The sequence below is a fragment of the Glutamicibacter sp. NPDC087661 genome (assembly GCF_044743275.1).
Lineage (GTDB): Bacteria > Actinomycetota > Actinomycetes > Actinomycetales > Micrococcaceae > Glutamicibacter.
Map to the genome: position 1 here is coordinate 236,216 of NZ_JBIUWE010000006.1, position 26,194 is coordinate 262,409.

Sequence of the window (26,194 nt, forward strand, 5' to 3'; positions counted from 1 at the left end):
AGCTTATGAGTGCATCAGCGGTTTGACTAGAAGATTTCAATTAAATGCGAAACGGTCGCCGCTTTTCCTGAAGATTCAGGAGAAACGGCGACCGTTCGTTTCCGGCGTATGCTCCAGGGCGTCAGCCCTGGTTCAGCGTCAGCTTAGAGAGCTGCGTAAACTTCGCGCAGCAGCACAGCAGTCTCCGAAGGAGTCTTGCCGACCTTGACGCCTGCAGCTTCCAGTGCTTCCTTCTTCGCCTGGGCGGTGCCAGCCGAACCGGAAACGATGGCGCCTGCGTGGCCCATGGTCTTGCCCTCAGGAGCGGTGAAGCCAGCCACGTAGCCAACAACTGGCTTGGTGACGTTGGCCTTGATGTAATCAGCAGCGCGCTCTTCAGCGTCGCCACCGATTTCACCGATCATGACGATGGCTTTGGTTTCTGGATCAGCTTCGAAAGCAGCCAGGGCATCGATGTGGGTGGTGCCGATGACTGGGTCGCCGCCGATGCCGATTGCGGTCGAGAAGCCCAAGTCGCGCAGTTCGTACATCATCTGGTAGGTCAGGGTACCTGACTTGGAAACCAAGCCGATTGGGCCCTTGCCGGTGATGTTGTTCGGGGTGATACCAACCAGTGCTTCACCTGGGGTGATGATGCCTGGGCAGTTAGGGCCGATGATGCGGGTGATCTGGTTGCCGTCGGCGTCAACCTTCGACTGTGCCAGAGCCCAGAACTCAGCGGAGTCCTGTACTGGAACACCTTCGGTGATGACTACAACGAGGCCAACTTCGGCCTCGATAGCCTCAACGACTGCGTCCTTGGTGAACTTAGGTGGGACGAAGACGATCGATACGTCTGCGCCGGTCTCGGCCTTGGCCTCAGCCACGGTGCCGTACACCTTGATGTCCTGGTCACCGTGGGTCACGGTGGTGCCGGCCTTGCGGGCGTTAACGCCGCCAACAATGTTGGTGCCAGCCTTGAGCATCAGGGCGGTGTGCTTGGTGCCTTCGCCGCCGGTGATGCCCTGGACGATGACCTTGGAGTCCTTGTTCAGGTAAATGCTCATTGTTCGCTTATCCCTCTTACTTCGCTGCGTTGGCGAGCTCGGCAGCCTTGTCGGCGCCCTCATCCATGGTTGCTGCCAGGGTGACCAACGGGTGGTTGGCCTCGGCCAAGATGGCGCGACCCTCTTCAACGTTGTTGCCGTCCAGGCGGACAACCAGTGGCTTGTTCGCTGCGTCACCCAGGGTGTTCAGCGCACCAACGATGCCGTTTGCGACAGCGTCACATGCGGTGATGCCACCGAAGACGTTGACGAAGACGGACTTGACCTGTGGGTCATTCAGGATGACGTCAAGGCCGTTAGCCATGACCTCAGCCGATGCGCCACCGCCAATGTCAAGGAAGTTAGCAGGCTTGACCGAACCGTGGTTCTCGCCAGCGTAGGCAACAACGTCCAGGGTCGACATGACCAGGCCAGCACCGTTGCCGATGATGCCTACTTCGCCGTCCAGCTTGACGTAGTTCAGGCCAGCGGCCTTTGCCTTGGCTTCCAGCGGATCGGCTGCGCCCTTGTCCTCGAGCTCTTCGTGAGCCGGGTGGCGAACCTCAGATGCGTTGTCGTCCAGGGAAACCTTGCCATCCAGTGCAACGATGTCACCGGCACCGGTCTTCACCAGTGGGTTTACCTCTACGAGGGTGGCGTCTTCTTCCTTGAATACAACCCAGAGCTTCTGGATGGTGTCTGCAACCTTTGCGCGCAGCTCTTCAGGGAAGTTAGCTGCCTCAACGATTTCAGCGGCCTTCGCGGCATCAATGCCGACGATTGGGTCAACGGCAACCTTCGCCAGAGCATCCGGGCGCTCAACTGCGAGCACCTCGATCTCCATGCCACCTTCTACCGAGCACATGGCCAGGTAGTTGCGGTTTGCACGGTCCAGCAGTACGGAGAAGTAGAATTCCTCAGCAATGTCGGCGCCCTGAGCGATCATGACCTTGTTTACGGTGTGGCCCTTGATGTCCATACCGAGGATGTTGGAAGCGTGCTCGAAAGCTTCGTCGGCGGTCTTAGCGACCTTGACGCCGCCAGCCTTGCCACGGCCACCAACCTTGACCTGTGCCTTTACTACAACAACGCCGCCGATCTTCTCAGCTGCGGCTTTTGCTTCTTCCGGGGTGTAAGCGACGATACCGGCAAGCACGGGAACGCCGTGTGCCTCGAATAGATCGCGCGCCTGGTACTCATACAGGTCCACGGGTTTGTGTCCTTCGTTCGAAGTTCATGCTGACTCGCGGCACGGCCACAGACCGAAATCCATGCCATGCCAAAGAGAGCGCACCGCAACTACCGGGACGTCGTTAGGCGCCGTAGCCCGTGCGCACCTCTCAGACTATCCCGACTTTCGCAAACTTCCCACTTTTACAACACGTAGAGAAACTCGCGGGTCCTGCATCAAAGCAGCCGAATGTGACGCAGGAAACACGGAGGGCCCGTCGGCTAGTCCACGATTTCTAGCGGTGCATAGCGCAGCAATAGCCTCTTCTCGGAGTCCGGGAACTGCACCTTGGCCACCGTCTTGTCGCCTGCGCCTTCTAAAGCAATAACAGTGCCCAAGCCAAACGAGGAATGCTTAACATTCTGCCCGACTTCAGGGATGGTAATGTCCTTATTCTGCACAACTCGCGTCTTGGAAATAGGGGCGGCGTTGTGCCCTCGCACCGGTTGCGCCGATGCCGAACCTGCACCCCAGTGGCTGCCACGTTCATATCTGCTCGTGGCGAAATTCACCGCTGCGTTACCGAAACCGAAGCCCATTCCACCGCCAGAGCCCTCGCTCTTCCAGTCGATCAGCTCGCCCGGAACCTCTTCCAGGAACTGGCTCGCAGGGTTGTACTGGGCCTGCCCCCAGAGGCTGCGCTGTTCGGCACGGGTCAGGTACAGGCGTTCACGGGCACGGGTCAGTCCGACATAGGCCAGGCGGCGTTCCTCGGCCAGTTCCTTTTCGTCGGTCATGGAACGCTGGTGCGGGAAGACACCGTGCTCCATGCCCGTCAGGAAGACCACCGGGAATTCCAAGCCCTTGGCAGTATGCAGGGTCATCAAGGTGACCACGCCTTCCTGCACGGCCATTGCTGCTCCCTCATCATCGCTGGGAGCCTCTGGAATCTGGTCGGCATCGGCTACGAGCGCCACGCGCTCCAGGAACCCTTCGAGACCGCCTTCCGGTTCTTCGTTCACGTAGTCCCGGACCACGGCGACTAATTCGGCGAGGTTCTCCACCCGCGACTCATCCTGCGGATCCGAGGAGAGCCGAAGGGTCTCCAGGTATCCGGTCTGCTCCAGCACTGCTTCAAGGGCCTCTGCCGGCCCTGAGCCTTCCGCCACGGTCTTCAAGTCATCCATCATGGAGACAAACGCAGCAGTCATCTTGATTCCGCGGGTTCCCAAGCCTGGTGCTTCATCCGAACGGCGCAATGCGTCCATGAAGGAAACGCGATCCCGTTCAGCCAACGCTGCCACGGCGCCTTCGGCACGGTCGCCGATGCCGCGCTTGGGCTCGTTGAGGATTCGGCGGACGTTGATGTCATCATCCGGGTTCACCAAGGCGCGCAGGTAGGCCAGTGCGTCCTTGATTTCCTTGCGGTCGTAGAACCTGGTGCCGCCGACTACGCGGTACTTCAGGTCCACGCGCATCAGCTGTTCTTCCAGTGCACGCGATTGGGCGTTAGTGCGGTAGAAGATCGCCACGTCGCCCGGGCGGACATCCTCGTCATCATTCAAGCGAAGTATTTCTTCGGCAATCCAGCGTGCTTCGTCGGATTCTGACTCCCCAACATAACCGGTGATCTTCTCACCGTCGCCGCTGGCAGTCCACAGCTTCTTGTCATTGCGGTCGGGGTTTCGCTTGATGACCTCGTTGGCCGCGGACAGAATCGTCTGGGTGGAACGATAGTTCTGTTCCAGCTTGATGGTTGCCGCGTTCGGATAGTCCTTTTCGAAGTCGACGATGTTGCGGATATCGGCACCGCGGAAAGCGTAAATCGACTGGTCGGAGTCGCCGACAACGGTCAGTTCGCCTGGGACGGTATCACCTTCGGCACCGGTGAGTTCACGCACCAGCGAGTACTGGGCGTGGTTAGTATCCTGGTATTCGTCAATAAGCACATGGCGGAACCGGCGGCGGTAGTTATCGGCCACTCGCGGGAACGCACGGAACATGTAGACGACCTGTCCAATCAGGTCGTCGAAGTCCATGGCGTTGGCAGCGCGCAGGCGGCGGGTGTAACCGCGGTAGACCTCGGAAACGGCTCGCGAGAACGGATCATTGGTATTGATCGTCGCCGCGTAGTCTTCATCATCTATCAGCTCATTTTTCAACGAGGAGATCTTGTGGGCAATCGCCTTGGGCGTGAAACGCTTCGGGTCGATCTCCAAAGATTTGGCGACTAAGGTGATCAGGCGCAAGGAATCCGTGGAGTCGTAGATTGAGAAGTTGGATTTCATTCCAATGGTGGCCGCCTCGCGACGCAAAATACGCACGCATGAGGAGTGGAAAGTAGAGATCCACATCTTCTTCGCTTGCTCGTCGCCAATAAGCTCAGCGGCTCGTTCGCGCATTTCGGCAGCGGCCTTGTTGGTGAAGGTGATCGCCAGGATTTCGTGCGGCCGAGCACGGCCGGTCGCCAGGAGGTAGGCAATGCGGTGCGTGAGCACACGGGTCTTTCCTGAACCAGCGCCGGCCACGATCAGCAACGGGCCCCCAGCATAACGAACTGCTTCTTCCTGCTGCGGGTTCATGCCGACCAAAAGCTCCTCAGCAGTGGGCATGACCTGCTGTGCGGTATCCGGGGCGAAATCGTCAAAAAGGAAATCCATGATGTAGCCAGTCTACGTGGAGCGCCGGACACTTTCAGTGTGAGCGGGAAAGCCCACGCTATTGGCCGGGCATAATAGAAGATATGGCAAAGAAGGTCAGGAAAACCAAGGAATACCGCAAGCCCCAGCAGTTCGCCCAGGCGCCGAACGCGCCGCGCGGCATGAACATGGGGCCAGGCAAGGTGCAAAGCACCTCCCACGAGAACAGTTCGAACCCGATGCTGCTGATCTCGGCGGGCTTGATCATATGCGCTGCGCTATTCGCGTACTACCATCTGCTCACGATGGTGCAGATGCAGGACCTCAGCGATTCCCTGGCGATGCCCGATCAGCGTATTTTCGGCTACACCGTAAGCGACATAGAAGCATTGCGGGGCGCCATGGATGAAGATGCTGTTGGCCAGCTCAACTACTTGCACAAGACCGCTGGTTTCCTCTTCCCGATGTTTACTGCGGTCTTCTCCATGCTGTTGTTCATCCGCTGGATTCCTAACCGCCAGACGCGTTGGCTGGCTTGGGTTGCCCCGCTGGGCTTCGCGGCAATCGATATTTGGGAGAACTTCGCAATTGATGCCCTGTTCACTGGAGACCTCAGTGAAGGAGCTGTCGTTTTGGCATCGATCCTCACGACCATCCGCTGGGCACTGCTGATCATCACTGCGGGTCTTGTTGTGGGTCTTGGCGCTATCCGTGCCAATCGTGCGCTCAAGGCAAAGATGCTCGCAATTCGCGAGGGTACTGCCTAAGCCAGTGCGTGGGAATTACACCCGGGACATCCTAGTAAGATAGTGTTGTTGGTGTTTTCACGCCCATGCCCCTGTAGCTCAGTAGGATAGAGCGACCCTCTCCTAAAGGGTAGGCCGTCGGTTCGATTCCGGCCAGGGGCACAACTAGAGCCTTGTTTCCAGTCCTCGGACGGGAAACAAGGCTCTTGTCGTTACTACGGAGTTAAGCACTGCGGGTACGTTCCATCTGGAACGTACCCGCAGTGCTTAGTATGAGTCTCGCTTAACGCAGCAGCAATGCGGTCGCCTTTGGCGACAGCGAAGCGTCCATGACCACGCAAGCGCCACCGATGGCGCCGACGTTGGAGCCGAGCTCGGAGGTGCGGGTTTCGATTTCATGCACTCCGCGCAGAGCGAAGCGGCGGCCAATGGCGTCGCGGACTTGATCGTCGACCAGTTCGGATACCTTTTCCCACTGTGGACCGCCGAAGACGACTTCGCGAACGTCCAGCGAGTTGGCAAGCTGGCCGGCAACTTCACCAACCTTGATCATGGCTTCGGTGACCAGTTCCTTGGCGACCTTGTTTCCTTCGTGAGCCAGCTCGTAGAGGCGGTTCATTCCGGCAGCCCGCTGTTCCGGGCCAACGATTTCGTAGCTTGGCAGTTCCAGCCCGCGTTCCTTGGCCTGCGCGGCGATGAATTCGTAGGAGGTGCCGGAAGCGAGGCAATCCTCCGCACCGCATTGTTCGCAGGCCACAGATTTGTAACCGGTTGAGTAGTGGCCGATTTCGCCAGCGTTGTTGCTTGCACCGTGGTGGACATCGCCGTTGAATACCAGGCCAGCGCCGAAGCCGTGACCGCAGTAAATGAAGACGAAGTCGTTGTTCTTCTCTTCCTTGGACTGCCACAGTTCGCCAACTGCTGAAGCGATGGTGTCCTTTTCGATGATGACTTGCAGGCGCAAGAGCTTGCGCAGCGGGTTCACCAGTTCAACATCTGCCCAGCCATCGAGCAGTGGCGGGTTCAGCACCACTCCTTCTTCGACGTTTACTGGACCCGGAACAGCAATGCCGACACCGACGATGTGCTTCTTCGGCACGCGGATCTCGGCAATGAGTTCCTTAACGGTAGTTGCCATGAGCTGGACAGTTTCGGTAGCTACTTCGAGGTTGGGAACTTCGATGCGGCGTTCGCGCAGGACCTCGCCGCGCAGGTTCATTGCGACGAAGGTCAGCAAGCTGGGGTCTAGGTGGATGCCAATGGAAACAAGACGGTTGCCTTCGAGCTCCAGAACGGTGCGAGGCTTGCCTGGTCCGGAGACGATCGTGCGGTCTTCTCGGACGATTCCGTCATCCAGCAAACGGCGGACAACGTTGGAAATGGTCTGTGGCGACAGACCAGTCGAACCGGCCAGTTCAACGCGGCTAATTCCCTCTGGTGCCCGTCGAATTGACTCAAGAATTACGGCTTGGTTGAAGTCTCCCAAGCGTCCTAGATTTGTACCCCGTCGCATTTATTGCTCCATAGATCTGTAAAGTTGATGGATCGATCTTTCAATTCCAACGTTTTCGGTAGTCATCAATACTTCGGTTAGATACTGCGAGTAAAGTAACCATGGTGAACTAGAACTAAAACCGTTGGAGATCCAATTAAGCACGTTACCATCTCTAACTCCTGTAAACACGCGATATTGTGTTTTAGTGAAGAAAAATTTGACGATCTCAGCGGCGTGTTTAATCAACAACCAAGGAGAAATTCTCCTGGTTCGCAAGCGTGGAACGACGAAGTTCATGCAACCTGGCGGCAAACCCGAAGCCGGGGAAACAGCGTTACAAACTATCATTCGAGAAATTCGTGAAGAATTGGGCCTCAGCTTCACCGCTGACGAGCTGCAATACGACGGCGAATGGATCGGACCGGCTGCCAACGAGGCGGAGACGATGATCCGCGCCTCTTTATACAGCGCAGCCTTCGATGGCGAACTCGTCCCGTTAGCGGAATTGGAGGAGCTGCTGTGGATCGACCCGCAGGTGGCCCTGGAACGCGACGATCTAGCTCCGTTGCTTCGCGACCGCGTCCTGCCGCTAGCCATTGAACGCAGCAAGAAATAGGCGCCGCTGGGTTCCTCCCAGCAGCATCAGGCCAGCGGCTAGCTTGCGTGCAAGTATTCGTCCCATGCCGCATCAACGTGCTGCAGTCCCGAAACCAGATGGCCAGCAACGCGTGGACGATGAGGTGTAATACGCAGTTGCCAGCCCAGTTGCGAGAGCATCTTGTCCGCTTTGCGGCTATTGCATAGCAGGCAAGCGGCCACGAGGTTCTCCCAGGTGTTCTGGCCTCCCCTGCTGCGGGGAATCACGTGGTCAATCGTATTGGCAGCTTTGCCGCAATACGCGCAGGTAAAAGCGTCTCTACGCAGAACGCCCCTACGAGTGACATGTTGCATGTCCCTGTAGGGGCGTCGTACATAGCGTTTCAGAACGATGACAGTTGGCCGAGGTAGATCTCCATGAGAACTGCGGATGGGGGCGAGATCATCTTGGAGAACGATGCTCGCTTTTTCGGTCATGACTAGCACTAGTGCTCGACGGAACGTCACAACTGCTAGTGGTTCGTATCCTGCGTTTAATACCAAAGTTCGCATTGCTCGTACTACCTTCATGAACCGATGGCCACCATCTGGCATTGATGGAGCTCGCGTTCTGCTCGGAGTGTCTCTAAGCGCTAGCCTATGCGATGCTTCGGATTATTGGTGGGTACCTAACCAAGAAATTGTCTTCTTTTCATCGTTCTGTTGCCCGGAGTTCAACTGGTTAAACGAACATAGGCCATCGGATGTCTTTTTCATCCGATGGCCTATGAAAAGCTTTGAAGCTTAGCCAGCTAGGGTGTAGTAGCCGTACAGCGGGTTGCGCGAAACCGAGTGGATCATGGTGTCCACGGTTGGGTTCTGCGCGCCGATCATCTGGCCGCCGCCCAGGTAGATGCCGACGTGGCCGCCACCGTTCTGGAATACCAAGTCGCCTGGCTTAGGGTTGCTGGTGCGGACGAACTGGCCGGATCCGAGGATGGCCGAGGTGCCTCGAGCAATGTTGATGCCGTGCTGCGCGTAGACGTACTTGACGAAGCCGGAGCAATCCCAGCCGCTTGGACCGTTGCCACCCCATACGTATGGAACGCCCACGTACTTGGCAGCGGTGCCTGCGATGCCGGAAAGGTTGGAGGTCTGAACAGGAGTTTCAGCCTTTGGCTGAGCCTTCTGCTGCGGAGCCGATTCCTGTCCACCCGAACGGCTCTGACGAGTCATCGGGGCCATCGAATCAGAGTTACCCGAGTTGCTGCTGCGGGTAGTTGGGGTGATGTCATTCGAAACTGCAATGACAACAGGCTCTGGCTTCTCTTCAGCGGTGAAGCTGGCGCGCTCGATTGCGACATCAGCCTTCTTGTCAGCAGCTACCTTTACTGCCTTGACTGCAACACGCTCTGGATTGATGGTGTCAACAGGCGATGCAGAAACGTCACGTGGTGCAGTTGCCTGGCCAGGCACGCCCAGAGTGACGATCAAGCCGGATGCTGCAGCTACAACGGCGGCCTGGCGGCCTACCGAGCCAGCGTTGGATGCTACGGCCTGCGAAATCGCCTGTAGCGAGTTGGTGCGTGGAACGTCGGCGCGGCGACGTCCGCGTGCATGACTCTTGGTCAAAATATTGCCTCTCCTTGATACCTACGAGGTAAGCTGTCGGGTTCGAAGTGGAGTTACCTCGGTGGATTCGAAGTTGCCTTCTCTATCCACTTCACCCCTAGGGTTGTTAGCCAAAACTAACGACCCGATATTGGTTCCCCCGCCACTGCCGTACGAGTTGTGTATAACTACTCATTGCGTGTTGGCAGTGCTCGGTTCTCACGCAATGATGCCCAGGGATCCCCATGGCACGCATACAAGACTATAGGAAGTTTTTTGAAATGTCACGTTTTGATCACGGAATGGTGACGAACGTCGTTATAACCAACCTGCTGGGTCTTTGAACTGACCGTCAACGATCACTTCGAAGTGCACGTGAGGACCGGTTGAGTTGCCAGTGCTGCCGGCCAACGCAACAACGTCACCGCGCTTAACTTTCTGGCCAACCTTCACAACCAGCTGGCTGTTGTGGCTGTAACCGGTCTCCAGGCCGTTGCCGTGGTCAAGGGTGATGCGGTTGCCGGAGTGCCCAGCCCAACCCGAGACAGTCACAACACCGTCAGCTGCCGCGTAGACCTTGGTACCGCTTGGCACACCGTAGTCGGTGCCGCTGTGGATCATGAAACCTGGACCGGTTGGATTCTTGCGGTGCCCGAACGTGGAGGTGATGCGCTTCGTGGTGACCGGTGCGCCGAGCAATCCCGAGGTGTCCTTGATGGCCGTGACGCTACCGCCCGAAGCGGTCATGATCTCGGCGAACTTCTCTTCCTTGGCAACTTCGGTGTTCAGCTCGGAGGTCAAAGCTGCACGCTCCACGGACAGTTCCGCATTGCCGGTAGGTGCAGTTACATCTACAACTGCGGAAGTGGCGGTGCGCTGAGCTGCGACCTCAACGGCCTTGTTCTCCTCCGCGCTGCCGGAGAGCTGTGGAGTTACGGCGGCAAGCGCCAAACCCGAAACGGCGGCTACGGCTGCCACCTTGTGGGCGAATCCACGGTGGGTGGATTTCTGAACCTTGGACTTGAGGCTAGAAATGAACTCGACATTGCCTGCTGCTTCGATCGGGGCAGGCTTGCTGGCAGGGGCTTGAACAGCTCCTGGCAATGCAACGACGTTGCTCGCGGTATCCTTGCCGGCCAGCAGGGTCTGGTTAGGAGCAACACCGTAGCGCTGCATCGAGTCGAATCGTCGACCAACGAAATCTTCATGTACCGGCTTGACCGGTGCAATCATCGGGACGGTGGCAGCGGCACGTGCTGCTCGGCGCCCGCCGTTACGCTCAGCAGTCGAAGCGGTGACTTCTGCAATCACATCTACTTCGACGCCGGCAGCGCGGCGACGTCCCGCAGTCTTGGTTTCTACCAAAACATTCCTCTCACTGTTGCGCCTACGAAGTTAGCTGTCGGGTTCGGCTATTGAGAATCAGCCGGCCTGCTTGTCGCAGAACTTCACCCCAAGGCGTTTGCACGCCGGAAAGTGGGTCCCCCGTTATTGCCCTCAAGACTTGGTGACCGTTTCTGGCGCAGGGCAACACTAGGCGGTCGCACCAAAAATGGATAGAGCTAACTAGATCGCTAGCTCCAAGGCTTAACGCTACCTGTCAACGCCGAAAGTTACAATTTCGTTATCTTTTCTGAGACTTTACAAATACGTGTGCGCTGACCTCGACCGGCAGCTCCAGGGCGCCTTCGATGCCGTCCACGCGCACTACAACGTAGTCGTCGGCGCGCTCCAAGGTGACAATCGCACCTGGGCGGATTCCACCTTCGTTCAGTTGTCCGAGCAGGATTGGGTCCGTTTGGATAGGTTCGGCCAGGCGCTCAATTGCCACCGGGCCGATGTTTCCGGACAGCAGAGCATCATCCAAGTTCTCTACTTCATGTGAGATTTCGCCCACATTGGGGCCACCGAGGACTTCCAGGCCCGGAATTGGGTTGCCGTAGGGCGACACTGTTGGCTTGCCCAGAAGATCAAAGAGCCGACGCTCGACGCGTTCGCTCATCACGTGTTCCCAGCGGCACGCTTCATCGTGCACGTACTCCCAGTCCAACCCGATGATGTCCGACAACAGGCGCTCCGCCAAGCGGTGCTTGCGCATCACGCCCGTAGCCAGCTCGTGACCTTTTTCGGTCAAAGCAAGGTGGCGATCGGTCGATACGATAACCAGGCCGTCTCGTTCCATGCGAGCAACCGTCTGCGACACGGTTGGGCCCGAGTGGCCAAGACGCTCTGCAATTCGGGCGCGCAATGCCACGATTTCCTCTTCTTGAAGCTCAAGAATGGTACGCAGATACATCTCGGTTGTATCGATAAGATCAGACACGGCAGTCGCTCCTGGAAGTCACAACAATTAAGTTCGCTCGAAATTTACGTGGCGTCGATATCCCACTCTACTTGGTCGGAGCTGCAGAAAGCCCTGTAACCCGCCAAGCCCTCGGCGTAACCGACCGACGCGCTTTTCTCACGACACCCCGCTATTTGCGAAGATATCTATTGAAACGCCAAGGCTATCTGTCAATATTCCAAACCATGGGTAATGGTGGCCGTTATGGCACTTCAATCTATCGCTACAAGAGGAGCGCGATGAGCACGGATATCAACATTCCAGAAAACCTTCTGCCCGCCGATGGTCGATTCGGTGCAGGACCTTCCAAGGTTCGCGCAGAACAGATCCAGGCCATCGTCGATGCCGGCGCCGAACTGCTGGGCACCTCCCACCGCCAGGCTCCGGTCAAGAACCTCGTAGCTTCGGTTCAGGACGGCCTGAAGGAAATGTTCAGCGCACCAGAGGGTTACGAAGTTCTTCTCGGCGTGGGTGGATCCACCGCGTTCTGGGATGCCGCTGCATTCAGCCTGGTCCGTTCCAAGGCGCAGCACCTGTCCTTCGGCGAATTCGGCTCGAAGTTCGCCAAAGCCACCGACAAGGCTCCATTCCTGGAACCTTCCTCCATCATTGTCGGCGAGCCGGGCACCGTACCTGAACCCGTAGCCGAAGCCGGCGTAGACCTCTACGCGTGGCCGCACAATGAGACCTCAACCGGTGCCGCGGCGCCGATCAAGCGCGTTGCTGGCGCCAACGACGATGCACTGGTAGTCATTGACGCCACCAGCGCCGCCGGAGGCCTGGACGTGGATCTGTCCGAGACCGACGTGTACTACTTCGCTCCGCAGAAGAACTTCGCTTCCGACGGCGGCCTGTGGCTGGCCTTCGTTTCTCCCGCCGCGATTGCCCGCATCGAGGAAATTGCAGCAACCGACCGCTGGATCCCCGACTTCTTGAACCTGGCGACCGCGCTGGATAACTCCTTGAAGAACCAGACCTACAACACGCCATCGCTGACCACTCTTGTGGGCCTGGATGCGCAGATCAAGTGGATCAATGCCAACGGCGGCCTGAAGTGGGCGGCAGAGCGCACGGCACAGTCCGCAGGGATGATCCGGGCTTGGGCCGAGGCTTCCGAAATCGCTTCCCCTTATGTGGCCGACCCAGCGCACCGCTCGAACGTCATCTCCACCATTGACTTCGATGACTCGGTCGATGCCTCGGCAATTGCCAAGGCACTGCGCGCTAACGGCGTTGTCGACGTGGAACCATACCGCAAGCTGGGCCGCAACCAGCTGCGGATCGCCACCTTCGTTGCGATCGAGCCAAGCGACGTCGAAGCACTGCTCAAGTGCATCGACTACGTGATCGAGCAGCTCTAAGAACCCTCGATTAAAGCCAAAGACCTTCGCACAACGATTCATCATCGTTGTGCGAAGGTCTTTGCCGCTATTGCCTAGTTTTCCTTGCGCGTGCGATTACGCTGCGCTGCCCGGCGACGGGCTGCGGTGCGCTGCGCCGTGCGACGGCGGCGTACCTGGCGACGTGCCGGCGACTTATGCTGCTGCACAGCGTCATCGTCATTTTCGGCGCCGTCCGCTTCGGCTTCGGTCTGCGGATCCTGGGCCTCGGCGCCTGGATCCGATGGATCCGGCTCCTTCGCTGGCTCCGTGGCTTCAGGACCGTCGGCTTCCCCGCCGGTCCCGGCCAAGTCCTCTGCGGCTTCGGCGGCCTTGGCCGCTTCAATCTCTTCCTTTGCCAGGCGGTCGGCCCATGGCACCCATGCCGGAGCGAGCAATGACTGCTCCCCTGCAATAATGCCTACTTCGCAAACCGTCAGGTCCTTGGATTTTGCCCGTGAGACCCGCGCAAGAGTGGCGAACCAGGTCCATCCTTGATATCCCGACTTATGGGAGACAAAACGATGGGTGACAAGTCGCTCACCTTCCGCCGTGACGCCTAGGTGTTCGCCGATTTCTGACGCACCGGCAATTTCTGCGAGCGCGCCGCGAGCAGTATCCACTGCCTCGGCGAGGATGGTGTCCAACTTGGGTTTACGGGCCATTATTTATGCGTCCAGATCGTCGGCTACCGCACGAAGTACGGTAGCAACCTTCTTGCCATATGCCTGTTCAGGATAACGCCCATTGCGCAAGCTATTGGAAACGTTGTCGAGCAGCTTAATAAGATCTTCGATCAGCACTGCCTCGTCTTCGGGCTTCTTGCGCTTGGCACGTGCGACCGATGGAGCGGCTTCGAGCAAGCGCAGGCTCAGTGCCTGTGGACCGCGGCGGCCTTCGGCAACGCCGAATTCCAGGCGGGTTCCGGGGCGCAGGTCATGCACGCCTTCGGGCAATGCCGCGGCATTGACGTAGATCTCTTTGCCATCTTCGGCGGTGATGAAGCCGAAGCCCTTGGCCTTTTCGTACCACTTAACCTTGCCGCTAGGCATGATCATTTACCTCGTTCGTTCTTGTAGCTAAGCTGCATGGCCGAGGCCTGCTCAGCGCCATGCATATTCATATGTGCGATCCAGCGGAGCCACTGCCGGAATTCTTCTCTGCTTCTTGCCGGGTGCTCAATCTGCTGGATCGCTTCAAGTCCTTTATCTAAGATTATGTCATCTCTCGTGCGGTGAATTCATCTTTGCCCGGCAATCTTCGCATTCCGCCTGTCGCCCATGGCTCCGGGGCTAAACTTGGTAGCGTGAGCGATTCATCCAAAACCATGACTGCACTTTCCCGATTGGCGATCATCATCGCCATCCTTTCCGCCTTGGCGCTGGTCGGAACCCTCGTCTTCTACTTCCAGGAGATCGCCATCCCGCCGCTGCTGATGCTCTTTGCGCGCTTGGGCTTGCCAACGGCATTCATCCTGGCCGCCATCGTGGTCTTCGGAAACGTCGCCAGGCGCCGAAAAAGCTAGCCACTCGCTTCAGCATTCACTCAGCGGACTCCCAGACTTCTTCGGCACACTGTAATTCATGAGTCCAAAAACTGTTGAGGCAAAACTTCTCGTTGTCGATGACGAGCCGAATATCCGCGAACTGCTCTCCACTTCCCTGCGCTTTGCAGGCTTCGAAGTTGTCGCTGCTGCCAACGGACGCGAAGCCCTCGCAGCCGTTGAAGCCGAAGAACCGGACCTGGCCGTTCTGGACGTCATGCTTCCGGACATGGACGGTTTCACCATCACCCGTAAACTGCGCGCCGCTGGCCGCCACTTCCCGGTGCTGTTCCTGACCGCGCGCGACGACACCAGCGACAAGGTCACCGGCTTGACCGTCGGCGGCGACGACTACGTCACCAAGCCATTCAGCCTGGATGAAGTCGTCGCCCGCATCCGTGCCGTCCTGCGCCGTACCGCCAATGGCGAGGACGAGAACGCGACCATCATCGTGGCCGACCTTGAGCTGGATGACGACGCCCACGAGGTGCGCCGTGCCGGGGAGATCATTGACCTGTCCCCCACCGAGTTCAAGCTGCTGCGCTACCTGATGATGAACCCGAACCGCGTACTGTCCAAGTCGCAGATCTTGGACCATGTCTGGGAATACGACTTCAACGGCGATGCCTCGATCGTGGAATCCTACATTTCCTACCTGCGTCGCAAGGTCGACCGCCCGGAGTGGCCTGCACTGATCCAGACCAAGCGTGGCGTGGGCTACCTGATGCGCACCCCAGACCGCCGCTAACGGCACACGTAACGGTCCGCGCCAATAATTGAAGGCCTTGTAAAGTCAGCATATGAAGTCATTTCGAGCCCAGTGGCGTCGCACCTCGTTGCGGACCAAACTGGTCGCGGTCATGTTTGGACTGATGATCGTCGCGATCTTCGCTACCGCTATCGGTTCAGCGCATACGCTGAGGATCGCGATGACCAGCCAGATCGACAAGCAGCTGAACGTGTCCAAGTCGACGATGGCCTACGGGCTCAACAAGGCCTACCTCTACTCCTTGAACGAGGACAACGGCAGCCATGACGCCTTGGATGTCGATGCCACGCTGCTCGGGCTCAGCAGCGCCTACGCTGACATTCGCGACCAGGACGGCGAGATCGTCTACGTGATGCCGCGTTCGCGGGTCGGTCCTTCCAACGGCACGGATCTGCCGCTGCTTAATATGGAACAGATCCAGCAGCTGGCAGCCCACCCGAACTCCCCTGCCACGGTCCCCGGCGCCTTCCCCACCTCCGCTGGTTGGCGTACGGTGATGATCCCGTTGAAGAGCAGCGAGCTGAACCTGTTCTTGTCCATGCCGCTGGATAATGTGAACCGTACCGTCAGCCAAACTGCGGTGCTGGTGCTCTCCACCGGCACGCTTGCGGCCCTGCTGATGTCGATGATCGCCTACGGGCTCACCGGGCGTTCGCTCAAGCCGCTGATCAATGTGGAGCGCACTGCGTCGATGATCGCCGATGGCGATCTGTCCCAGCGCGTGAAGGACTATCCCGCTGAGACCGAAGTGGGCAGGCTCTCGCGCTCGCTCAACGCCATGCTGGCCCAAATTGAAAAAGCGTTCAACGACCGCGAGGCTTCCGAGCAGAAGATGCGCCGTTTCATCCAGGACGCCTCGCATGAGCTGCGTACCCCGCTGGTCACCATCCAGGGCTACTCGGAGTTCTACCGCTACGGCGGGCTGGCGGATCCGGAGGCCATGGACTCGGCGATGGGCCGCATCGAAAGCGAATCCAAGCGCATGGCCCGCCTGGTTGAGGACCTCTTGATGCTCGCCCGCCTGGACGAGCAACGCCCCATGGAAAAGCAGCCAGTGGATTTGCTGGTCCTGGGCCAGGACGCGGTGGAAGACACCAAGGTCCGTGCACCGGACCGTACCGTCAAACTTGTGGGGCTCGTGTCCGAACGCCCCAGCCCAGCGAGCACCGTCGGTGATGATGCCCGCATCCGGCAGATCATCGCCAACCTGCTCACCAACGCGCTGCGCTACACCCCGGAAGGTTCCCCCTTGGAAATTGCCGTCGGCGTGCGTTCATTGGTGGCTGGAACGCTGGACGCCGTCGTTGAAATCCGCGACCACGGCCCGGGCATCCCGGCCGAGGATTCCAAGCGCATTTTTGAACGCTTCTACCGCTCCGATAGCTCGCGCCAACGCGAGACCGGCGGTTCCGGCCTGGGCTTGGCCATTGTTGCGGCCATCGTCCAGCAGCACGGAGGTTCGGTGGCGTTGGCAGATACCCCTGGCGGTGGCGCCACGATGTCCATCTCCATGCCCTACGTGCCGCTGCGCGAACCGAAAGCACCGGAAGTCGACGATACGGAAGACTAGCGCCGATGGCTTTCTCCACACCCCGTGCCGGTTTTGCCCGGCACGGGGTGTGGTGTTTCTAAGGTGAGTGCATCAGTGATCAAACCGCTCATTCCAGAAAGGACGATTCCAGTGAGTACGTTCTCCACCAACACCGGCGAGATGCAGGTTAAATCCCAGGCCGTCATGAACACCATTGACCGGCTACGCAATGAGGTCTCGACCATGCAAATGAACTTGGACCAGTTGCAAAGCACCTGGCAGGGTTCCGCCGCGGCCTCCTTCCAGTCGATCGTGGCCGAATGGCGCTCAACCCATGTGCAGATCGAAGAGGCGCTGAGCAGCATTGCCACGGCCTTGAACCATGCCTCCATGCAGTACGAAGAGGTCGAGCAGGTCAACACCTCGCTGTTCCGTTACTGAAAACCGCAGACGCGACGGCCGGTTGATCAGTAGGCTTAGCCTTATGAGCATTCTGATCGACCCGCCGCGCTGGCCTGCCCACGGCACGCTCTTTGCCCACTTGGTGTCGGATACTTCATTGGCTGAACTCCATGAGTTCGCCGGGCAGCAAGAAATCTCCCGCCGCGCTTTCGACCGGGATCACTACGATGTGCCTCGCGAACGCTACGATCGGCTCGTGGCAGCTGGCGCCCTTGAAGTCTCCGGATCCGAGCTGGTCCGCGCACTGGTCAAGTCCGGGATTCGGATACCAGCCAAATACCGTCCGGAGAAGCTGGGCACCGTCCTCACCCGGCGTTGGTCCCGCACCTTGCCCACCGAGCCTCAGCTCGGAACCGAGCTGTTGGGCTATTGGTCCGAGAGCCATCGCCACTACCACGACCGGGTGCATCTGCTCTCGGTGCTCGAAGCCATCGACTGGCTGGCTGAAGGCCAGGCCGATCCCGAAGAGCTCATGCTGCTCCAACTCGCTGCGTGGTTCCACGACGCCGTCTACGCTGGAACCAGCGAGGACGAGTTCAAGTCGGCCACCTTGGCCCGTGAACGGCTGTGGGGAGTCCTCTCCCCTGGTGCCGTCTCGAAGGTCAGCGGGCTGGTCATGCTCACCGCCAAGCATGCCCCGGCAGAAACCGATCGCCTGGGCCATATCCTCTGCGATGCCGATCTGGAGGTCCTGGCCCGCCCCGCTCCGGCCTACCAGCGCTACGCCGAGGCGATCTACAAGGAGTACGGGCATCTTCCCCGCCATGTGCTTGCTTCCGGGCGCAGCAAGATCCTCAGCGGCCTGTTGGAGAAAGAACTGATCTACGGCACCGAAGCCGGATCCCGGCGCTGGGAGCAGCGCGCGCGGAATAATTTGGGCGCCGAGCTGGAGCTGTTGCACAGCTGGCTGTAGTGCAACGCTTGTCCCACGTTAAACGGCCGATGGCCCGGATTCTTCGAAAGGATCCGGGCCATCGGCGCGATTACTGCGTGCTTAGTGCGTGCTTAGTGCGTGCGGGAAGCTTAGAAGCCGCCCATTCCGCCCATGCCACCCATGTCATCGCCACCGGCTGGGGCAGCGCCAGCAGGAGCTGGCTTTTCTGCGACAACAGCTTCGGTGGTCAGGAACAGGCCAGCGATCGATGCCGCGTTCTGCAGTGCCGAACGGGTCACCTTCACTGGGTCGTTGACACCAGCTTCAAGCAGGTTCACGTATTCGCCGGTTGCAGCGTTCAGGCCGTGGCCTGCTGGCAGGCCCTTGACCTTGTCAGCGACAACGCCTGGCTCCATGCCAGCGTTCAGGGCAATCTGCTTCAGCGGGGCTTCGATGCCAACGCGGACGATGTTCGCACCGGTAGCTTCGTCGCCTTCCAGAACCAGCTTCTCGAATGCTGCAGCGCCAGCCTGGATCAGTGCAACGCCACCACCGGCGACGATGCCTTCTTCAACAGCTGCCTTGGCGTTGCGCACGGCATCTTCGATGCGGTGCTTGCGCTCCTTGAGCTCTACCTCGGTAGCAGCCCCGGCCTTCAGCACAGCGACACCGCCGGAGAGCTTTGCGTGGCGCTCCTGCAGCTTCTCGCGGTCGTAGTCCGAGTCGGTGTTCTTGATCTCGGCTGCGATCTGGGCCTTGCGTCCCTCGATGGCGTCGGCTTCGCCGCCACCTTCAACGATGGTGGTCTCGTCCTTGGTGATAACGACCTTGCGGGCGGTACCGAGGACTTCCAGGCCTACGTTATCCAGGGACAGGCCGATTTCCTCGGAAACAACCTGGCCGCCGGTGAGGATAGCGATGTCGGTCAGCATGGCCTTGCGACGGTCGCCGAAGCCCGGAGCCTTGACAGCAACGGACTTGAACAGGCCGCGGATCTTGTTCAGGATCAGGGTAGCCAGGGCTTCGCCCTCGACATCTTCGGCGATGATCAGCAGCGACTTGTTCGACTGCATGACCTTCTCCAGCAAGGTCACCATGTCCTTGACCGAGGAGATCTTCGAGTTCACGATGAGGACGTAAGGGTCCTCGAGAACGGTTTCCTGGCGCTCAGCGTCGGTGACGAAGTAAGCGGAGATGTAGCCCTTATCGAAGCGCATGCCCTCTGCCAGCTCCAGCTCCAGGCCGAAGGTGTTGGATTCTTCAACGGTGATAACGCCCTGCTCGCCGACCTTGTCGAGAGCTTCAGCGATCAGTGCGCCGATTTCCGGATCGCCAGCAGAGATCGAAGCGGTAGCAGCGATCTGCTCCTTGGATTCGACCTTCTTCGCAGCGGCGAACAGTTCAGCGGTAACAGCTTCTACGGCCTTGTCGATACCGCGGCGCAGTGCGATTGGGTCAGCACCTGCGGCAACGTTGCGCAGGCCTTCCTTGACCAGTGCCTGTGCCAGCACGGTTGCGGTGGTGGTACCGTCTCCAGCGACGTCGTCGGTCTTCTTGGCAACTTCCTTGACCAGCTCTGCGCCGATCTTCTCGTAAGGCTCTTCGAGGTCGATTTCCTTAGCGATGGACACGCCGTCGTTGGTGATAGTAGGAGCGCCCCACTTCTTTTCCAGAACAACGTTGCGGCCGCGTGGGCCCAGGGTGACCTTCACCGCGTCAGCAAGGGTGTTCAGGCCGCGCTCAAGTCCGCGGCGTGCTTCCTCGTCAAATGCAATCATCTTAGCCATTGTGGCGTACGGTCCTTTCGGGACGATTTTGCGAAAATGCAACCGACAGACAGCGCCCGCGACGGACGAGTGGACCGGTGCGGCATCGGGCCAGCAACCGTTTCAGCTCTCGCTATCTGAGGTATTTTCCACGCCCACGCCCTGCATCCGCTGTCCGGTGCTTCATGGAGTTCTTGGAGAACGCAAAAGCCGACCGGCGTTAGCAGTCGCAACGCATGAGTGCTAATACAAATATTGGCACTCTCGCATGGCGAGTGCAAGCCGATCGGCTCTGAGCGAATGGAATTTTGAACGAATTATTCGTTTAGCCCCAGGGTGTCATCGGAGCCCAGAACCACGGTGACCCGGTTCGGAATGTTGCTGGTCTGCAGAACTTCGTCGATATTCAGGATTTCTGCAGCTTTTTCAGCGGTAGTGCGGTAGGACTCGGACATGTAATAAACCGTGGAGACTTCTGCGGGCCTGGTCCAGTTGTCGGCCACAATGCTGGTGAACCCGGCTTCGGCCATGGCGTCTTCGCCTTCATTAGCCAGACCGGCAACACTTGCCGCGTTGTACACGCCAATCAGCTGGCCGTAGAGCACGTCTTCGTCATCGATGGTGCTCGTTGGCGATGCGGATTCACTAGGTGTGGGTTCCACGGAGGGCTCGGCGGTGACTTCCTGGGTTTGCGAGGTGTCGCTTCCCGTGGAAGTCGCGAGGGTCTCCTTGAGCTGAGGGCCGAAGATGAAGGACAAGGCACCGATCACCAGCACGAGTACAGCGGTCAGCACTACCCAGCGCAATTTCCCACCGGTTGACTTCGACGCGGCGGACTGCGCCCATCCGTGGGCGTGGTGCGAACCCACACGGGTGCTGAACTCCGGAACGCGATCAAATTCGTCACGCGGGTAGTTGGTCATTCTTGTCCTTGCTCGAGGTCTGATTGGTCACGGCAGGCAGGGTTATCGTCCCGTGCCGACCTTACCGCCCACGCGACGTTTTGTGGAACGTGCTCTGCGCAGGCGCTTGACCAACATCGGGTCGTAGGCCAGTGCCGCGTCGGTTTCAATCAGCTGGTTCAGCAGCTGGTAATAATTCGTCGGCGACATCGAAAACTGCTTGGTAATGGCTTGTTCCTTGGCCCCGGCATACTTCCACCACAACTTTTCCAGGTTGAGGATCTGTTGCGAACGCTCATCCAATTCCGAATCCGGGTTCATGACGAAATCCACCAGCAATTCATTCTCAGCCATACGTTCTCACCTCTGTCATTGGACCAGTTTTCTCAGGTTTCGGCTATGCATGTAATCCACCATCGGTAGACATACCACCGATATTCTAACCAATCTGCTTGCCTAACACCGTGTGGCCGAGCACAGGCACGCCAGAAAAACGGCACAATTACCCCTATGGACGATTTGCAGCCAGCACTTTTCGATGCACCCCAGCCAGCTCGGACACCAGTGTACGAAGCGGCTGATTTCCCGTTCTACCATGGTGCCCAATCCATGGCCGACCACGGGTTTATCGCTGCAGACTGGGTACCGGCACTCTGCGAGCAGGACTCGCTGCTACGTTCCCTGGCCACCGATTTGGCGGCCCGTTCGGCGGCCGGTGAACAGATCCTGCCGGCACCGGAGGTGATGTTCCGCGCACTGAGCCTGCCATTGTCCGAAGTCAAGGTCCTAATTGTTGGCCAAGACCCATATCCGACACCCGGCCACGCAAACGGTTTGGCCTTCGCGGCCAACAAGCAGGTGCGTCCGCTGCCGCGCTCCTTGGCCAATATCTACAAGGAATTGCACTCCGATCTGGGACTGGAGCCGGTCGCGCATCCAGACCTCAGTCCATGGCTTTCCGAAGGCGTCTTGCTGCTGAACCAGGTGCTCTCCGTAGCCGCTGGCAATGCCGGCTCGCATCAGAAGCTGGGTTGGGCGCCAATTCTGCATGCCATCCTCACCGCGCTCAATGACCGTCCGCGGCCTCCGGCGGCTTTGCTCTGGGGCAAGCATGCGCAGAAACTCTCCGAGTCCCTGTCCAACGCCGTGCAGCTGCAAAGCGCCCACCCCTCGCCGCTCTCAGCCTCGCGCGGGTTCTTCGGCTCCAAGCCCTTCTCAAGCATCAATCGGCTCCTGTCCGACAGCGGACAGAAGCCGATTGACTGGTCGTTGCCGAAAGCCTAGCGTCGGCGGATCCGCCGGCGCTCACGCCGGGCGCTGGAGGTCAATGGACGGCACAGCGTATCGCCGAAGACGACGCCGCCAGCGATGGAGAGCATGATCGCCATGGCGTTGAACATCTCCACCAGTCCCGTGGCGGTGTCATTGACGTTGATGACGATGCCGTACATTGCGCGGAAGATCATCAGGCCCGGAAGCAGGAACATGACCGCAGGAGCCGCTAGCACCAGCTGCGGGGAGCGGAGTTTGTCCGCCGCCAGCCGCGCGGCGAAACCGATCACCGTGGCGACCAGCGCCGGGGTAGCCCGGTCTCCGAGTCCAATGCTTTCGGCCAGCAGCTGCACCAGGTAGCCGCCGACCGCAATGCCGGCGGTAGGCAGCAGCAGGCGCAGCGCGCTCTGCTCGGTGACCGCACCGGCGACAATGGCCACGCCCACCAAGACCACCAGCAGCCAGGCCGGATAGTCGGTTTGGACGATCTGGTGAACGTCGACCTTCTCTCCCCCGAGCAGATCCGAGATCACCAGGGCCGTAGCAATTCCGCAGAGGATCGCCCCGTAGATCAGGCTGGCCGAGAACAACCGGCCTACCGCTGTCACCGGGAAGCCGTTGATGGCATCCTGCAATGCCGAAACGAATCTGCCCGACGGAAGCAGCAGCAAGATGCCGCCAGAGACCACCAGCGCCGGATCCAGCGGAGCGTGGAATTGATGCCCCAGCAAGGCAATGCCGGTGACCACCAATGTCGAGGCCGCGATAGTGAAGAACTCGGGCACTCTCCAGCGCGAGCCGTATCGGCCGATCTGCGTCACGAGGCTCGAGGACAGCATCGCCACCAGCGCACCAGCCCACGAGCCGCCAATGAAGAGCACGAACGCGGCCGCGAACACGGCCCGGCCGCAGGCGACGATCCAGCGCGGGAACGGCTTGGGCTGCCGAGTGATGTCCTTCAGCCGCTTCGCTGAAACGGATCGCGATACGCCGCCGGCAATGATATCCGAGACGAGTTCGTGCACCAGCACCATGCCGGCGTAGTTCGAGGTGTAGGAGCGGACCACACGCAGCACCGAGTAGCTTTCGGCGTCCGGCGGGCTGTAGTTCAAATGCAGGGACTGGTTGGTGATGTCCACATCCAAGTGGCTCAAGCCCAGTGCCGCGGTCACCGCGATCACGCTGGTTTCCACTTCCAAGGCGCCTGCGCCGTAGCGGATCAAGGTCTCGCCCAAATCCAGCGCGAACTCCATGGTGCGCCGGTTGGACGCGTCCTGGTCCACATTGACCTTGGGGTTGGCGTAGGGGGTGCCCTGCAGGCGCTCAACGATGTTCAGCGCCTCGGTGGGAGGGGTATCCGAGATCCACATTTTCGCCAGCAGCCGACGGGCCACCGGGTTGGCGCGGGTAGGCATGAGGGTAATGCCCTCATCGGTGGTGTGGACCTGGCCGGTGCGCCACTCGATATCCGAGACATCGGCAGCCGCCACGTTGGCGCTGACCGCCGTATTGAGCGGTAGTTCAGATGCCGTTGCCGGCTCTTCGGCGGGCTCTGCCGGATGGAAGCCCATGTTGATCTCACTAGTGGCAATGCGGGGCAAGACGCCAGCTAGCGGAGCCGGATCCTCGCCTACGGCATTCGACGAGGCGGCCTGTTCCTCGCTAGATCGATGCGCCACGAATCATGCCCCCTCATCCAAAGTTTTTCCCATGGGATTCACCATACAACCCGTGCATGAAAAGTTGTCGGGAACGTGGCGAATTCGGGAGGTATCGCCGAACACATTTAAGGGTATTTTCGGCCACTGGAATACCGGCGCTCGGCAGTTGGTTGCACCATGCAGAAGTTAGATGTGTTTGCATATAATCCGGAGGATCCAATGAATACGCAGTTCCCATTGCCAGAAATCGGAGCCGAGACCTTCGGCGACATCACCGAGGATGCCCAGGGCAACCCGCTGAGCCATGCCCAGGTGATCCGCAATGTCATCGCCGAGGGGCAGCAGGCCGAAGCCTCGGGTCTTGATTTCTTCGGTGTCGGCGAGCACCACCGCGATGACTATGCCATCTCCTCCCCCGAAATGGTTCTGGCCGCCCTGGCCAGCACTACCCAGCGCATCAAGCTCGGCACCGCGGTGACCGTGCTCTCCAGCGACGACCCGGTGCGCGTCTACGAACGCTTTGCCACCTTGGACGCGATCTCCAACGGGCGAGTGGAGATCATCGCAGGCCGCGGCTCCTTCATTGAATCCTTCCCGCTCTTCGGCCTGGATCTTGAAGACTACGAGGACCTGTTCGAAGAGAAGCTGCATCTGCTGGCCAAGCTCCGCCACGGCACGCCGGTTTCCTGGCAGGGCAAGCACCGCGCCGCCTTGCGCAACCAGCAGATCTACCCGCTGCTGGAAGACCAGCCCTTGACCACCTGGGTGGGTGTGGGTGGCAGCCCGCAGTCGGTAACCCGCGCGGCCCGGCATGGCTTGCCGTTGTGCTTGGCCATTATCGGCGGCCAGCCCTCGGCCTTCGAAGGCTTGGCCACCCTCTACCGCCGTGCGCTGAAGGAGTTCGGCCATGGAGAATTGCCGGTCTCGGCGCACTTCCATGGCTTGTTGGCTTCCACCGACCAGGAGGCCCTGGAAACCCTCTGGCCGCATTACCAGCGCACCATGAATCGGCTGGGCGCCGAACGAGGCTGGCCGCCGGCCAGCAAGATGCGCTTGCAGGCTTCCATGGGGCCCGAGGGAGCCATGATGGCCGGCAGCCCGGAAACTGTGGCACGGAAGATGGCCAAGGTGGCCCAGCAGCTGGGCTTGTCGCGCGTTGACATCAAGTACTCTGCCGGTTCCTTGCCGCACGAGGCGATGATGAACAGCATCAAGTTGCTCGGAGAAGAGGTCAAGCCCATGGTGCACCAGCTGCTTGGCGCCTAGGGTCCTGGCTGTCCCGGAAACAGCGAAAGCCACCGCATTGCGGTGGCTTTCGTTCTTGGTGGATCTTACTGGACTCGAACCAGCGACCTTTCGCGTGTGAGGCGAACGCTCTAACCAACTGAGCTAAAGATCCATCTGCGCCCTGACTTGCAAGCCAAGCGCATAAGCAATCCTACCGGGCCGTGGACCTCACTCCAAATCGGCCACCGGTTCCAGCGCCCGGAATCCGTCCCCGGAACTCGCCGAAATGCCGCTTCCAGCGCAGGTTCGAACAGTCGCGGTTCAGGCAATGAGTAGAGCAGAAAAACAGCGCCGAATAGTTTATTTGCGATTCACCTAAAAGTACCCATTTCCACTTGTCAAAAAGGGACTTTAGACTCCATAATTTTTCTAGCTCATCGAGCTCAAACTGGACCCTACAAGGAAGTTGCCGGAAGCCGCCGGCATCGGTCCCCTCAAGGCCAACGAAACCGCGCAGTGGATTTTTCCACCGCGCAAAAGCCTCATCTTTCGTTCGTTCTTAGAATTTAGGACCGTACCCAGTGTTTGAAAACCTGAACTTTTCCTTGTCATCCCTATGCGTTCAGCCGGCCCAGCGCGCCGAATTAGCGACCCTTTACCCCCTGGTCGACCAGCGTTGGAACCAGAAGTTCGACCGGCTCTCGCTGCTTGTGACCGTGCGCGACCAGGGCACCTTGGTTGCCGCAGGCCTCGTGCATGATTCCATCATTGCCCCGACTTCTTCGATGAACGCCGTGGAGCTCGGTTGCATGGCCGTGCGCCCGGACTACCGCCGCCTGGGCATCCGCCAGCATGCGACGTCGCTGCGCCTTGCCCACGCGCTGCGTTCGGGCAAAACCCCGATCAGCGTCATCGATTCGCAGAACCCGGCATCCTGGGCCTTCTACGAGCGCTCGGAACTGTGGCAGCGCGAGCGCAGCTTCGAGCACGATGGGCAGCTGAAGTTCATCTACCGGGCCACCGAGGCCGCATGGCAGTGGGCCGCGCAATTGCCGCAGGCCTCCGAGGACCACGTGGCCATCCACCTTCCCGAAAGTGCGATGCCGGCCCCGAGCCTCATGGCCGGCCCGGCCCCGGTCCAGGGATTCGCCGCGCAGTTCGGGTCCGATGATTCGGCCTCCGCCGTGCCGGTGATGTGACC

At 59.5% G+C, this 26,194-nt stretch carries 25 protein-coding genes, 2 tRNA genes and 2 riboswitches; of the genes, 12 read left to right on the top strand and 15 right to left on the bottom strand.

The features are described 5' to 3' along the window. Positions 1–143 precede the first annotated feature (143 nt). From sucD to pcrA, 3 genes are all read right to left on the bottom strand, one after another. The gene (gene sucD, locus ACIOTN_RS16235) at positions 144–1,046 is read right to left on the bottom strand and encodes a succinate--CoA ligase subunit alpha (protein ID WP_105659138.1); all 903 of its coding nucleotides are present in this window, start codon (positions 1,044–1,046) and stop codon (positions 144–146) included. A 16-nt stretch (positions 1,047–1,062) separates the two neighbouring features. Then, positions 1,063–2,235 carry an ADP-forming succinate--CoA ligase subunit beta gene (gene sucC, locus ACIOTN_RS16240; protein ID WP_105659137.1) on the bottom strand — a complete coding sequence of 391 codons (1,173 nt, stop codon included), beginning with the start codon at positions 2,233–2,235 and terminating at the stop codon, positions 1,063–1,065. A 242-nt stretch (positions 2,236–2,477) separates the two neighbouring features. Continuing rightward, positions 2,478–4,856 carry a DNA helicase PcrA gene (pcrA, locus tag ACIOTN_RS16245; RefSeq protein WP_105661600.1) on the bottom strand — a complete coding sequence of 793 codons (2,379 nt, stop codon included), beginning with the start codon at positions 4,854–4,856 and terminating at the stop codon, positions 2,478–2,480. Between the two features lie 83 nt (positions 4,857–4,939). Between pcrA and ACIOTN_RS16250 the strand changes: the two genes are divergently transcribed. Together ACIOTN_RS16250 and ACIOTN_RS16255 are read left to right on the top strand one after the other, a co-directional pair. Next, entirely contained in the window at positions 4,940–5,602 is a 663-nt protein-coding gene (locus tag ACIOTN_RS16250; protein ID WP_402735724.1) for a hypothetical protein, read from the top strand. Between the two features lie 67 nt (positions 5,603–5,669). Further along, positions 5,670–5,743: transfer RNA gene (locus tag ACIOTN_RS16255), tRNA-Arg, on the top strand. A 121-nt stretch (positions 5,744–5,864) separates the two neighbouring features. On the opposite strand, the gene ACIOTN_RS16260 is transcribed toward ACIOTN_RS16255, so the two are convergent. Then, positions 5,865–7,094, bottom strand: coding sequence for an ROK family protein (locus ACIOTN_RS16260; RefSeq protein WP_402735725.1), 1,230 nt, complete (start codon positions 7,092–7,094; stop codon positions 5,865–5,867). Positions 7,095–7,281: 187 nt separating this feature from the next. Between ACIOTN_RS16260 and ACIOTN_RS16265 the strand changes: the two genes are divergently transcribed. Beyond that, positions 7,282–7,692 carry an NUDIX domain-containing protein gene (locus ACIOTN_RS16265; RefSeq protein ID WP_105659133.1) on the top strand — a complete coding sequence of 137 codons (411 nt, stop codon included), beginning with the start codon at positions 7,282–7,284 and terminating at the stop codon, positions 7,690–7,692. 38 nt (positions 7,693–7,730) lie between these two features. Here the strand turns inward: ACIOTN_RS16265 and ACIOTN_RS16270 are convergent, their stop codons facing one another. The 4 genes from ACIOTN_RS16270 to ACIOTN_RS16285 form a co-directional block, all read right to left on the bottom strand. After that, the gene (locus tag ACIOTN_RS16270) at positions 7,731–8,267 is read right to left on the bottom strand and encodes an HNH endonuclease (RefSeq protein ID WP_400291495.1); all 537 of its coding nucleotides are present in this window, start codon (positions 8,265–8,267) and stop codon (positions 7,731–7,733) included. 189 nt (positions 8,268–8,456) lie between these two features. Further along, positions 8,457–9,284, bottom strand: coding sequence for a C40 family peptidase (locus ACIOTN_RS16275; protein WP_105661598.1), 828 nt, complete (start codon positions 9,282–9,284; stop codon positions 8,457–8,459). A gap of 3 nt (positions 9,285–9,287) precedes the next feature. Continuing rightward, a riboswitch (cyclic di-AMP (ydaO/yuaA leader) is annotated at positions 9,288–9,458 on the bottom strand. A gap of 123 nt (positions 9,459–9,581) precedes the next feature. Further along, a complete protein-coding gene (locus tag ACIOTN_RS16280) occupies positions 9,582–10,628 on the bottom strand; it encodes a M23 family metallopeptidase (protein ID WP_105661597.1) in 1,047 nt (348 codons plus the stop codon). A 4-nt stretch (positions 10,629–10,632) separates the two neighbouring features. Beyond that, positions 10,633–10,783: riboswitch (cyclic di-AMP (ydaO/yuaA leader) on the bottom strand. Positions 10,784–10,887: 104 nt separating this feature from the next. Next, entirely contained in the window at positions 10,888–11,586 is a 699-nt protein-coding gene (locus ACIOTN_RS16285) for a metal-dependent transcriptional regulator (RefSeq protein ID WP_105659129.1), read from the bottom strand. Positions 11,587–11,846: 260 nt separating this feature from the next. Here ACIOTN_RS16285 and serC point away from each other — a divergent pair, with 260 nt between their 5' ends. Beyond that, positions 11,847–12,968, top strand: coding sequence for a phosphoserine transaminase (serC, locus tag ACIOTN_RS16290; protein ID WP_402735726.1), 1,122 nt, complete (start codon positions 11,847–11,849; stop codon positions 12,966–12,968). Between the two features lie 74 nt (positions 12,969–13,042). On the opposite strand, the gene ACIOTN_RS16295 is transcribed toward serC, so the two are convergent. Together ACIOTN_RS16295 and ACIOTN_RS16300 are read right to left on the bottom strand one after the other, a co-directional pair. Then, positions 13,043–13,651, bottom strand: coding sequence for a DUF3027 domain-containing protein (locus ACIOTN_RS16295; RefSeq protein WP_332487716.1), 609 nt, complete (start codon positions 13,649–13,651; stop codon positions 13,043–13,045). Between the two features lie 3 nt (positions 13,652–13,654). After that, positions 13,655–14,038 carry a cold-shock protein gene (locus ACIOTN_RS16300; protein ID WP_038990235.1) on the bottom strand — a complete coding sequence of 128 codons (384 nt, stop codon included), beginning with the start codon at positions 14,036–14,038 and terminating at the stop codon, positions 13,655–13,657. Between the two features lie 254 nt (positions 14,039–14,292). Between ACIOTN_RS16300 and ACIOTN_RS16305 the strand changes: the two genes are divergently transcribed. The 5 genes from ACIOTN_RS16305 (at position 14,293) to ACIOTN_RS16325 (ending at position 18,204) form a co-directional block, all read left to right on the top strand. Next, positions 14,293–14,511 (top strand): hypothetical protein, encoded by a 219-nt coding sequence (locus ACIOTN_RS16305; RefSeq protein WP_105659126.1) that lies wholly within the window; start codon positions 14,293–14,295, stop codon positions 14,509–14,511. A 58-nt stretch (positions 14,512–14,569) separates the two neighbouring features. After that, the gene (locus ACIOTN_RS16310; RefSeq protein WP_402735727.1) at positions 14,570–15,277 is read left to right on the top strand and encodes a response regulator transcription factor; all 708 of its coding nucleotides are present in this window, start codon (positions 14,570–14,572) and stop codon (positions 15,275–15,277) included. 52 nt (positions 15,278–15,329) lie between these two features. Next, entirely contained in the window at positions 15,330–16,868 is a 1,539-nt protein-coding gene (locus ACIOTN_RS16315) for a HAMP domain-containing sensor histidine kinase (protein WP_105659124.1), read from the top strand. 111 nt (positions 16,869–16,979) lie between these two features. Next, complete coding sequence (locus ACIOTN_RS16320; RefSeq protein WP_038990044.1) at positions 16,980–17,270, top strand: WXG100 family type VII secretion target; 291 nt, start codon at positions 16,980–16,982, stop codon at positions 17,268–17,270. 43 nt (positions 17,271–17,313) lie between these two features. Next, positions 17,314–18,204, top strand: coding sequence for a DUF4031 domain-containing protein (locus ACIOTN_RS16325; protein WP_400343660.1), 891 nt, complete (start codon positions 17,314–17,316; stop codon positions 18,202–18,204). A gap of 110 nt (positions 18,205–18,314) precedes the next feature. Here the strand turns inward: ACIOTN_RS16325 and groL are convergent, their stop codons facing one another. The 3 genes from groL to ACIOTN_RS16340 all read right to left on the bottom strand — a co-directional run bounded on the left by groL (position 18,315) and on the right by ACIOTN_RS16340 (position 21,187). After that, positions 18,315–19,952: a chaperonin GroEL gene (gene groL / locus ACIOTN_RS16330; protein ID WP_402735728.1), complete on the bottom strand. Its 1,638-nt coding sequence runs from the start codon at positions 19,950–19,952 to the stop codon at positions 18,315–18,317. A 296-nt stretch (positions 19,953–20,248) separates the two neighbouring features. Then, complete coding sequence (locus ACIOTN_RS16335) at positions 20,249–20,854, bottom strand: LytR C-terminal domain-containing protein (RefSeq protein WP_105659121.1); 606 nt, start codon at positions 20,852–20,854, stop codon at positions 20,249–20,251. A gap of 42 nt (positions 20,855–20,896) precedes the next feature. Next, complete coding sequence (locus ACIOTN_RS16340; RefSeq protein WP_105659120.1) at positions 20,897–21,187, bottom strand: DUF3263 domain-containing protein; 291 nt, start codon at positions 21,185–21,187, stop codon at positions 20,897–20,899. A gap of 156 nt (positions 21,188–21,343) precedes the next feature. Here ACIOTN_RS16340 and ACIOTN_RS16345 point away from each other — a divergent pair, with 156 nt between their 5' ends. Further along, complete coding sequence (locus tag ACIOTN_RS16345) at positions 21,344–22,117, top strand: uracil-DNA glycosylase (RefSeq protein ID WP_105659119.1); 774 nt, start codon at positions 21,344–21,346, stop codon at positions 22,115–22,117. Here the strand turns inward: ACIOTN_RS16345 and ACIOTN_RS16350 are convergent. After that, positions 22,114–23,784 (bottom strand): threonine/serine exporter ThrE family protein, encoded by a 1,671-nt coding sequence (locus tag ACIOTN_RS16350; RefSeq protein ID WP_105659118.1) that lies wholly within the window; start codon positions 23,782–23,784, stop codon positions 22,114–22,116. The two genes, ACIOTN_RS16345 and ACIOTN_RS16350, sit on opposite strands and share 4 nt — an antisense overlap. Before the next feature lie 201 nt (positions 23,785–23,985). Between ACIOTN_RS16350 and ACIOTN_RS16355 the strand changes: the two genes are divergently transcribed. Continuing rightward, complete coding sequence (locus tag ACIOTN_RS16355; RefSeq protein WP_402735729.1) at positions 23,986–25,032, top strand: LLM class flavin-dependent oxidoreductase; 1,047 nt, start codon at positions 23,986–23,988, stop codon at positions 25,030–25,032. A 56-nt stretch (positions 25,033–25,088) separates the two neighbouring features. Here the strand turns inward: ACIOTN_RS16355 and ACIOTN_RS16360 are convergent. After that, positions 25,089–25,165 (bottom strand) — tRNA-Val (locus ACIOTN_RS16360). A 409-nt stretch (positions 25,166–25,574) separates the two neighbouring features. Here ACIOTN_RS16360 and ACIOTN_RS16365 point away from each other — a divergent pair. Beyond that, positions 25,575–26,192: a GNAT family N-acetyltransferase gene (locus tag ACIOTN_RS16365; protein ID WP_332487736.1), complete on the top strand. Its 618-nt coding sequence runs from the start codon at positions 25,575–25,577 to the stop codon at positions 26,190–26,192. The last annotated feature ends 2 nt before the right edge of the window (positions 26,193–26,194 follow it).

Excerpts from the sequence above, each read along its gene's own strand:
- sucD (WP_105659138.1), bottom strand. The coding sequence starts at position 1,046 with ATGAGCATTTACCTGAACAAGGACTCCAAGGTCATCGTCCAGGGCATC.
- pcrA (WP_105661600.1), bottom strand. The coding sequence starts at position 4,856 with ATGGATTTCCTTTTTGACGATTTCGCCCCGGATACCGCACAGCAGGTC.
- ACIOTN_RS16250 (WP_402735724.1), top strand. The coding sequence starts at position 4,940 with ATGGCAAAGAAGGTCAGGAAAACCAAGGAATACCGCAAGCCCCAGCAG.
- ACIOTN_RS16260 (WP_402735725.1), bottom strand. The coding sequence starts at position 7,094 with ATGCGACGGGGTACAAATCTAGGACGCTTGGGAGACTTCAACCAAGCC.
- ACIOTN_RS16270 (WP_400291495.1), bottom strand. The coding sequence starts at position 8,267 with ATGCCAGATGGTGGCCATCGGTTCATGAAGGTAGTACGAGCAATGCGA.
- serC (WP_402735726.1), top strand. The coding sequence starts at position 11,847 with ATGAGCACGGATATCAACATTCCAGAAAACCTTCTGCCCGCCGATGGT.
- ACIOTN_RS16295 (WP_332487716.1), bottom strand. The coding sequence starts at position 13,651 with ATGGCCCGTAAACCCAAGTTGGACACCATCCTCGCCGAGGCAGTGGAT.
- ACIOTN_RS16300 (WP_038990235.1), bottom strand. The coding sequence starts at position 14,038 with ATGCCTAGCGGCAAGGTTAAGTGGTACGAAAAGGCCAAGGGCTTCGGC.
- ACIOTN_RS16310 (WP_402735727.1), top strand. The coding sequence starts at position 14,570 with ATGAGTCCAAAAACTGTTGAGGCAAAACTTCTCGTTGTCGATGACGAG.
- ACIOTN_RS16315 (WP_105659124.1), top strand. The coding sequence starts at position 15,330 with ATGAAGTCATTTCGAGCCCAGTGGCGTCGCACCTCGTTGCGGACCAAA.
- ACIOTN_RS16325 (WP_400343660.1), top strand. The coding sequence starts at position 17,314 with ATGAGCATTCTGATCGACCCGCCGCGCTGGCCTGCCCACGGCACGCTC.
- groL (WP_402735728.1), bottom strand. The coding sequence starts at position 19,952 with ATGGCTAAGATGATTGCATTTGACGAGGAAGCACGCCGCGGACTTGAG.
- ACIOTN_RS16335 (WP_105659121.1), bottom strand. The coding sequence starts at position 20,854 with ATGACCAACTACCCGCGTGACGAATTTGATCGCGTTCCGGAGTTCAGC.
- ACIOTN_RS16340 (WP_105659120.1), bottom strand. The coding sequence starts at position 21,187 with ATGGCTGAGAATGAATTGCTGGTGGATTTCGTCATGAACCCGGATTCG.
- ACIOTN_RS16345 (WP_105659119.1), top strand. The coding sequence starts at position 21,344 with ATGGACGATTTGCAGCCAGCACTTTTCGATGCACCCCAGCCAGCTCGG.
- ACIOTN_RS16355 (WP_402735729.1), top strand. The coding sequence starts at position 23,986 with ATGAATACGCAGTTCCCATTGCCAGAAATCGGAGCCGAGACCTTCGGC.